Here is an 8,960-nt window from a genome sequence, read left to right as displayed (position 1 = left end):
GTGTATTTAAAATTCCTTTTTTAAAATTTCTTTGTCATGAATCAAGTGTTTTTATATTTACTTTATATTTTTGTGCAATATAAGTAAGCGATGTTTGTTCAATTTATTTTACTGTATTTTTTCGAAATTCTGCAGTATATGTTTTAAATTTTTGTTCTTTTCCTGCCATTAAAAAATGCACCTCCTCTAAAAGTTTAGTAAAGTTCTTTTTTAATTTTACTTACTTTTTGGGGTGCAGTCTTATGGCTTTGGCATTTGACAAAAACTTATTATAATTATGACTACCAATACCACTATCCATTTTATTTAATGAAATTGCTGATGTATTAAATGTTATATCGTTTAAAGTATCCGAATTATATCTTGAATTAGCTAATCCCTGTATTTCAATCGTAAAACTAGAATAATTTTTTTTAAATGTATTTCAATCATCAGCATATTGTTTTCAATTAAATGAAATTGTTCTGGAGTTAGGATGCGGATCACAGGTCCCTCCATCTCAACAAACTCGTTGTGAATTGGATCAAGTTTGTTTATCTTTAAAAGTTGGATATGTTGGGTCGATATTATATTGACTATTAGAAATATTATTTAAATAATTTTTGGTTAAATTTATTGCCTTTGATGAAAAAACAGTTGAGCCTAAAATTGATAACAATAATGTACTTAACAATATATTTATTCAATTCTTCCAATAATATAATAACTTAAGTAATAAGTCAAATTTTTTTATAAACTTGACTAACATTTTAGACTGTGTACCTACCCACATAAGTTCAGTTTTCTAAAGTCTATCTTTTCTTCTCATAAACTTTCTACATTTATAGGAAACATTTGATATTTTACAAAAATTTGTTCATTATTAAAAAATAATTATTTTTTATAATTATACTTAAGAACAATTTGGCGAGTATTTTCCGAACCAATTGACTTTGAAATTACTTCTGGAAATTTTAGAACATTACTATGAACTAATTTTCGTTGTTCTTTATTCATAACAGGCAATAATTGATCTTTTTTTGATGATAAAACTCTCTTAACAACACTTTGTACAGCTTCTAATAACATTAATTTATCATAATTAAAAATAATAATAAATTTAAAATCATTTTGAAATTTACGACTAATATATGTGTGTAATAATGTTTCTAAAATAAAAACAAAATCAAAAATATTAATATTTATTTTAAAACCTCTAATATTTAATGTAATTAAAAATTGCTTATTAGAATATGAAAAAGACATCTCATAATCTTTCGTTAATAACATATCTTTGATAATACTATCTAAATGTTCTTTACAAAAAGAAATAATATCATTAATTTCAAAAAAGGTTACTTCTAGTCGCTGAAAAAATCATTTTGTTGATAATTCAGTTTTATAAAAGAAGTTTTTATTTGAATTATTTAAAAATTCTCTAAATTTTTTTTGCGACTTAAATTTTTTTATGAAAATCATTAATCTTTATTTTTTTTCTTACTATGTAAAGAAAATTTAGATTTTTTAGGTTTTGATTTAACCGGATTATAAGAAATTTTATCGGCATTATTTGTTTTTACTTGTTTTGTTTTTGTAATTTCAACATTTTCAATATTATTAGTTGTTTTTAAATGTTGTTTTCTAACAAATAAATGTTTAATTATTTGTCCAAACGATTCTTTGTTTTTATTTTTTTTACTTCGTTTCTTAACTCGTAAGAAATGAAATCCTAATGTTTGTAAAATTTGAATAAATGCTGAGAAAATTCAATAAATAGCAACCCCAGATGCAATTGAAATTGTAACTACAAAGAAGACAACAATCATTACTCCTTGCATAATAAATTGCCGTTTACGTGCTTTTTTCTGTTCCTTTGTAATAACTCTTGTTTTACGAAGATTTAAAATAGTTGGTAAAATCATCGAAAGAATTTGAATAGGCAAATATACAAATAATAAAGATAAATAAACATAATTCCCACTAGTAATCATATCTCATGGCTTTTCAATTAAAGAAATTTGCCCAATTGTCGCAATTTTTAATTCTCGTGTTGCTCTAACAACAGTATACATCGCAATTAAAAACGGAATTGATAAAAAAGACGAACCAATTGTGGATAATGGTGAAACTCCTTCTTTGCGATACAACTGCATCATTTCCATTTGTTGCTTTTGTTTTGCCGCTGGATCTTTTGAACCCTTATATTTGGCCTGAATTTCTGCTTGTTTAATTTGCATTAATTGCATTTTGTCTTGATTTCGTTGTGCTTTTCAACTAAACATTAAAGTAATTAAACGCACAATTAATGAAGTTAAGAATAATGCGCCAATAATTCCTGCACCATTATCTAATCCACCAAAACCATAAATTAAATTAACTAAAATTCAAGCAACAGGAAACACAAAACAACCATAAAATGGTGAAGATGTTTTAACAAAAGCATCAGATCATGTTCTAATTGCTAAATATGGATATTCATATAGTTGTCCATTTTCAAAATGAAAAAAGTGTTCTTTCCCAACATTATCGTATCCTAAAATAATTTCAAAGAAAACTCCTGGTTTATATACTTTCTGACCAGAAACATCTAAAATTTGGGCAGTCCCATATTTTGGAACCATCATTTGCCCACAACCTCATAACATTGATATAATTAAAAAAATATACAGGGCTAATTTTGTTCATTTCCAAGCAATTGAATATCAAGGTTTTCGTGTTCTTTTCCCATCGGATAAAATATAATCACGATAGTTCACTATTTCACCTCCTTTTTACATTTTGATTTGATTTAATAAAATTTCTTTATTAATTAAATAACTATTGTTAAAATATGATTTTCGAACAATAATGATTTGATCATAACCTTCTGTTACTGAAAAATCAAAATTTAACATACTTCGAATTTGTCTTTTTACCTTATTTCTAACAACGGCATTTCCTAATTTTTTACCAACAGATATTCCAAAACGATGATAATTAAGATCATTTCTTTTAAAATAAATAAAATAAGGGTTAGTTTTAATAAAAGAACGATTATTTATTATTTTTTGAAATTCATAATTTTTTTTAACAATAAATTTTTTTTTCACATTTCGACACAAATAGAAAAATAAAGTATTTTACCAGCATTTTTAAGCTGATAATACTTTTCTTCCTTTCGCTCTTCTTTTACTTAAAACTTTACGGCCTGAAGCTGATTCCATTCTTGCTCGAAAACCATGTGTTCTTTTATGTTTAATTTTACTTGGTTGTCACGTTCTTTTCATTACTAGCACCTCCTTATGATATAAATTATTAAGACATCATATAAATAATATCTTAATTAATAAAAAATATCAATTAAAATAATATTTTTTAAAAAATAAAAATGGAGATTGATATGCTTTCTCATCTCCATTTATCTTTTTGCCTATAATAATATTATTTTGTGTAATTTGGTGGTTCTTTGGTAATTGCAATATCATGTGGATGTGATTCTTTTAAACCATTATTTGAAATTTCCACAAACTGAGCTGTTTTTTGCAATATTAGAATATTTTTTGCACCACAATAACCAAAACCGCTCCGTACACCACCAATAAATTGAAATAAAATATCACTTAATTTACCCTTTAATAAAACTCGTCCTTCAACTCCTTCTGGAACTAATTTACGATTTTTATCTTGAAAATAACGATCAGCACTACCTTTTTTCATAGCAGCTAATGAGCCCATTCCCATATATGTTTTATATTTTTTACCTTCAACAATCATTTCTTCACCAGGTGCTTCAAATGTTGATGCAAAAACTGAACCCATCATTACTGCATTAGCACCAGCTGCAAGTGCTTTAACAACATCTCCAGAATATTTAATTCCACCATCAGCAATGACTGGAATTTCTTTTCCTTTACAAACCTCATAAACATCATTAATGGCTGTCATTTGAGGAACTCCAACTCCAGCAACAACTCTTGTTGTACAAATACTTCCTGGTCCGACACCAACTTTAATTGCATTAGCACCAGATGCAATTAAATCTAAAGCTCCTTGAGCAGTAACAACATTCCCAGCAATTAAATTAATCGTTGGAAAAGCTTTTTTAATTTTTTTAACCATATTAATAATACCTTGACTATGACCATGCGCTGAGTCAACAACAATTACATCAACCCCAACGGCAACAAGTTTTTCAACACGTAATAATGTATTTTCATCAATTCCAACGGCTGCACCTACTCGTAATCGTCCTTGTTCATCTTTACAAGCATTAGGATATTCGTCACGATTATTAATATCTTTAATGGTAATTAACCCAATTAACACATTTTTTTCATTAACTATTGGTAGTTTTTCAATACGATTATTTAACAAAATATCTTTTGCTTGTTCTAAATCAATATTTTCATAAGTTGTAATTAAGTTTTTTACAGTCATAAATTTATCTACAGAAGCAGTTAAATCATGACATGCTCTAATATCCCGATTTGTAATTATTCCCAATAATATGTTTTCTTCATCAACAATTGGTAAACCAGAAATACGATACTGAGCCATAATATTTTCAGCATCCTGAACTGTCATTGTTGGTTTTAATGTTATCGGATTAATAATAAAACCTGATTCGTTACGTTTAACTTTTTCAACTTCTGCTGCTTGTTTATCAATTGATAAATTTTTATGAATAATTCCAATTCCACCCTCGCGAGCAATTGCGATTGCCAATTTTGATTCAGTAACAGTATCCATTGCTGAAGATATAAAAGGAATATTTAATTCAATATTTTTTGTTAGTTTAGTTCTTAAGTCAATCTGATATGGTAAAATATCTGATTTTTGTGGAACTAATAGTAGATCATCAAAGGTATAAGATTTTTTAATTTGCATGTTTGTTCCTCCAAAATATTTAATACAAAAAATTTAATAAAAGAAACATGACCATTAAAACCAATTAACAAACAGTCTTAACAAATTAAAAATAAATTAAGACCTATAGTATTTAATTTAAGGTTAACTGTAGAGACACTAGACCATATTTCTAGTATATATAGGATTATTGTAAGTATTAAATTGTATTAATTATAACAAAAAAAGTAAAATAGACCAATAAAATTTACATTTAAATTGTAAAAACTATACCTATGTATCTACCAATATAAGTTCACTTTTTTAAAGTTTTTAAAGTTTATCTTATTTTCTCATAAACTTCGTGCATTTATAGGAGACATTTGATATTTTACAAAAATTCGTTCATTATTATATCAATTAATGTACCAATCCACTTTTTCTTTAACAAAATTAAAGTTACTAAAACTATATTTTAAATTATATAAACATTTCCTAAAATCATTTAAATTTATCAATTAGTACTGCATATTAACTACATAAAATTCTTAAACAATATGTCTAAAAGTTCATTATCAAATAAATAATTTGAATTTAAAATATCATCTTCAGTAGCAATGCTATCTTTACTTATTAACGGAGTAGGAATACGGTCAATAGTTCCCAAAGCACTTTGAAAAAATGGCATATTTTCACGCATCATATTTATAAAACTTGGAATAAATATAGATCCAAAAACATAAGTACTTATTAATAAAGCACCAAATATACCTTCTTTATTAAACAAAGAACTATATAAATCATTCCCATTTATACTTAATTCTTGCCCGATTCTTATATTATTTTCTCATATATCGGGGTCTCTAATTATATATTCAGTTTTAAATGGATCTTCATTTGGTCTAATTCCTGAAATTGAAATACAATGTCCCATTCCTTTACTATTAAATGTTCCCATTATAACAGGAGTACTAAAATAAAGCGAAGTTCATACTAACATTTGAAATAATATTATTCTTATTTTTTTATCATTAAATAAATTATGAAAGAAAAAATTATGAAAATCAAAATAAGAATATCTACCCACTAAACTTTTACTAACTTCAGGATCATCTTTTAAAAATTTATAAATAGCATAAAGGTTTAATCAATTTTTAGTAATATCATTGATTTTATATTTTTCTAAAAAATGATTAAAAAGTTCACTTTGTGATAAAGAAACATTAGTATTTTTTGCAATATTATTAATTAATAGATTCTCTAATACTGCTAAAGTACAAAAACTATAATGTATTTGAGAATTTATTGGTGTAGGCATTGTTGTTTTTTTTAAAATCAATTTCTTTTGTTTTTCAATCATCTTGATGAACATTTTTATATTGAATAATGGGTTGTTTTTTTCTATCCTGAAATAAAGAAAAATGAACTACTGTTGGAATTTTCCCCTTTCATAAAGGGGGAACAAATGGTAAAACTACTGCATTATTTTCTTGAATATCAGTTACATAAATTTGATTCAAGTCAAATCTAGCATTTAGTTGTGATATTCTATTAATAATAATTTCGGGAGTATTATCCGATAACTGTCCTAAATAAGTGTTAGTAATAACACTTGAAAAAGGAATCGGTGCTGAAACTTGCTCTGGCTCATCAATATCCATTTTATTTTCTTCTTGATTAGTCTCTCTTGTTAAAACAAAATTATAATGATTATAGTTAATATAGTAAATATATATATGATTAATTTCATTTTGATTTTGATTTTCTGAATAAAAAAGTTCGTTATTCCTAATAATATTAGTGTTTAACATATTAGTTATTGATTCAATTTCAATAGATCCTGCCCAAGTACCTATTAGCATCATATTATTCAAATAATTTTCAATTAATTGTTCCTCTGATAAATTATCTAATCCTAACACTCTTACTTCAGCTAAAATTGCGCTACTAAATGTTGCACGATTTTCACCACGAAATCTATACAAGTTAGAATTTATGTAATCAACAACACGATTACGAAAAACAGTTTCTACTAAATGAATAGTTATCCTGTTATTATATAAATTATGCCCACTACCATGATTTGTTAATTTAAATTGACTAAATAAATTTTGAACATATGATAAATGATTTAAATTTTCTTCACCAAATAATTGGATAAATCTTGTTCGGAATGCTTCATTATCATTTCGGACTGGTAGCAAAAAAGCCATTACAACAGATCAAAATAAACAATTACCATTTGAAGGAACATTATATAAATAGCTTTAATTATTTTGCAATTTATTATTTGTTCTTTTCCTACGTTTAAATTCATCATAATAATATAAGCTTTCTTGCTTGTTTTCTATTTTTCTATTATTAATTGTATCATGTACGATGAAGCGGCAAAAAACAACTCTTGTTAAATAAAAAGGGTTGTTTTTTTATTTATAAACCCATAATTATTAATTAATTCAGAGAAAGGACAGCATCTTAAATTCTTAAAATAGAAACTTTTTATCACAACTTTTTTGTTAACTTCAAGTTGTGTTACACATTTAATAAATATATTAGAAATCTTTACAAAATGTACCTATTTTTTCTCCTTGTTTAAGGTGTTGTCCTTTCTCTGTTTCAATTAATTAATTTTGCTAATAAATAAAAAAATAATATCAAAGAAAGGAATGAGTAATGAAAATTAATAAGCAACAAACAATATGTGATGTTGATAATTGCTATAAAGCAATATCATTAATTACTCAAGAGTTTTCATCAAATAAGGTTTTATGAACATGTGAAAAACACAAAAAATTATTGAATAAAACTAAAAATTGAAAACAAAAACAGTTTTATCAGAAATTAGAAAATTCAAAAATTATCTTTGATTGAGAAACTGGTTCTTTAAAACTTTGATTTTATAAAAATTAATAACTTAATGTAGTGTGGAACGGTTATTTATTAATAACTAAGTACGAAATGAATTGTTTATATAATTCATTTTCCACAGCCGGCCGAGGCAAGTACTGAAATAGTGTATGAGGAAAAATGTAAATCTGCGCTGGTTATATTTAATAACTAAGCGATAGTGGTGATAAGTGCAAGGTCAACATCGAACCACAATAAATAATAGAGATGGTCACTTTATAAATAAATTTGCGATAGATATTACTTCTTAGAAGTGGCAGCGGTTTTAAAAACCACAAAGCCAGCACTAGGCTCTTCAAGGTGCAAGTGAATTTATTTTAAAAACTGAACGTGTCATAGTGGGCAGCGGAACGAAGAGAGAGAAATTCTCTGGTTCTACCTTATAAAAACAACTACAAAATTGTAGTCATTTATTTAGTATTACTAAACAATTATAGTTGTATAAGTAAACAAATATTAAATAATATACTGCACCGCTCACCCCCGGAGTGAAGCGGGCGGTGAAAGTAAATAAATGGAGGGTATATGAAAAAGTTAAATAAAAAAACTATTAACAAATTAAATGAATTAATGCTTAAAAGTTATTCAGTATCATTTGAAGAAATGACTGATGAACATTGAGCATTAAATACTAAAAAGAATTAGGAGAAATAAATTATGAACAAAAGATACTTATTAGTAATGAAAAGTAAATATGGTGATTTCAAAACAGAATTCTTTTATACATTAGAAGAAGCAAAAATTACTGCTGATGTTGAAAATAAAAATGGTTGATTACCAACTATCATTGATTTAGAAAATACAAATATTAAATGAAAAGGATGTGAATAATATGTGAAAAGATGAAAATGGTTATGTTTATACTGAAGAAAACTTATTTAATATGGCATTAGAAGAATGTAATTCAGAAGAAAGTGCTTATGAATATATTGATAATTTAATTATTGATCTAAATTTGGAGGAAATTTAATTATGTCAGATTTAAAGTTAAATAATCAAATTAAAAATATTACTTATCCATTTTATTTAAAGGGAAATAATTTTAAAGAATTAAGTTTAAAGGCATTAACAATTAAAAAATGAATTGATGAAAACGGACAAGAATTAACAGAATTTATATATCGACAACAAGCTTGATTAATAAATGGAGGATATAAATCACAATCACTAAAAGATTTAAAACTAGTAGTTTCAAAAATTGATTATATTTTTAGAGAACCATTAGAATTAATAAAAAATTTTAAAGATGA

11 protein-coding genes, 1 pseudogene and 1 riboswitch are annotated in these 8,960 nt (G+C 25.6%); of the genes and pseudogenes, 4 read left to right on the top strand and 8 right to left on the bottom strand.

Annotated elements, in window-relative coordinates:
• Window positions 1-244: 244 nt before the first annotated feature.
• The 8 genes and pseudogenes from D9R21_RS02775 to D9R21_RS02740 form a co-directional block, all read right to left on the bottom strand.
• A pseudogene (locus D9R21_RS02775) lies at window positions 245-748 on the bottom strand (hypothetical protein); the annotation flags it as partial.
• A 125-nt stretch (window positions 749-873) separates the two neighbouring features.
• Window positions 874-1,458 carry a R3H domain-containing nucleic acid-binding protein gene (locus D9R21_RS02770; RefSeq protein WP_126821010.1) on the bottom strand — a complete coding sequence of 195 codons (585 nt, stop codon included), beginning with the start codon at window positions 1,456-1,458 and terminating at the stop codon, window positions 874-876.
• On the bottom strand, window positions 1,458-2,735 hold the full coding sequence (gene yidC / locus D9R21_RS02765) for a membrane protein insertase YidC (RefSeq protein ID WP_126821009.1): 1,278 nt from the start codon (window positions 2,733-2,735) through the stop codon (window positions 1,458-1,460). Before yidC ends, D9R21_RS02770 begins: the two co-directional genes overlap by 1 nt.
• 15 nt (window positions 2,736-2,750) lie before the next feature.
• Entirely contained in the window at window positions 2,751-3,068 is a 318-nt protein-coding gene (gene rnpA / locus D9R21_RS02760) for a ribonuclease P protein component (protein WP_114565605.1), read from the bottom strand.
• A 42-nt stretch (window positions 3,069-3,110) separates the two neighbouring features.
• A complete protein-coding gene (rpmH, locus tag D9R21_RS02755; protein WP_004028019.1) occupies window positions 3,111-3,245 on the bottom strand; it encodes a 50S ribosomal protein L34 in 135 nt (44 codons plus the stop codon).
• A gap of 154 nt (window positions 3,246-3,399) precedes the next feature.
• Window positions 3,400-4,845, bottom strand: coding sequence for an IMP dehydrogenase (gene guaB / locus D9R21_RS02750; protein WP_126821008.1), 1,446 nt, complete (start codon window positions 4,843-4,845; stop codon window positions 3,400-3,402).
• Window positions 4,846-4,931: 86 nt separating this feature from the next.
• Window positions 4,932-5,029, bottom strand: a riboswitch (purine riboswitch).
• A gap of 309 nt (window positions 5,030-5,338) precedes the next feature.
• Window positions 5,339-6,121 carry a hypothetical protein gene (locus D9R21_RS02745; protein WP_126821007.1) on the bottom strand — a complete coding sequence of 261 codons (783 nt, stop codon included), beginning with the start codon at window positions 6,119-6,121 and terminating at the stop codon, window positions 5,339-5,341.
• Complete coding sequence (locus D9R21_RS02740) at window positions 6,087-7,016, bottom strand: OTU domain-containing protein (protein WP_126821006.1); 930 nt, start codon at window positions 7,014-7,016, stop codon at window positions 6,087-6,089. Before D9R21_RS02740 ends, D9R21_RS02745 begins: the two co-directional genes overlap by 35 nt.
• Before the next feature lie 460 nt (window positions 7,017-7,476).
• Between D9R21_RS02740 and D9R21_RS02735 the strand changes: the two genes are divergently transcribed.
• The 4 genes from D9R21_RS02735 to D9R21_RS02730 all read left to right on the top strand — a co-directional run.
• On the top strand, window positions 7,477-7,713 hold the full coding sequence (locus D9R21_RS02735) for a hypothetical protein (protein WP_126821005.1): 237 nt from the start codon (window positions 7,477-7,479) through the stop codon (window positions 7,711-7,713).
• A 654-nt stretch (window positions 7,714-8,367) separates the two neighbouring features.
• Entirely contained in the window at window positions 8,368-8,541 is a 174-nt protein-coding gene (locus D9R21_RS06940; protein WP_158613855.1) for a hypothetical protein, read from the top strand.
• 1 nt (window position 8,542) lies between these two features.
• Window positions 8,543-8,680: a hypothetical protein gene (locus D9R21_RS06935; RefSeq protein ID WP_158613854.1), complete on the top strand. Its 138-nt coding sequence runs from the start codon at window positions 8,543-8,545 to the stop codon at window positions 8,678-8,680.
• A 2-nt stretch (window positions 8,681-8,682) separates the two neighbouring features.
• Window positions 8,683-8,960, top strand: a 278-nt coding sequence (locus tag D9R21_RS02730; RefSeq protein WP_148108820.1) for a hypothetical protein, incomplete at its 3' end; no start/stop codon positions are given.

It is taken from the genome of Spiroplasma endosymbiont of Megaselia nigra, assembly GCF_003987485.1.
Classification (GTDB): domain Bacteria; phylum Bacillota_I; class Bacilli_A; order Mycoplasmatales; family Mycoplasmataceae; genus Spiroplasma.
Note: the sequence above shows the minus strand (reverse complement) of the source record. Positions and strands in the feature narration are given on the sequence as shown.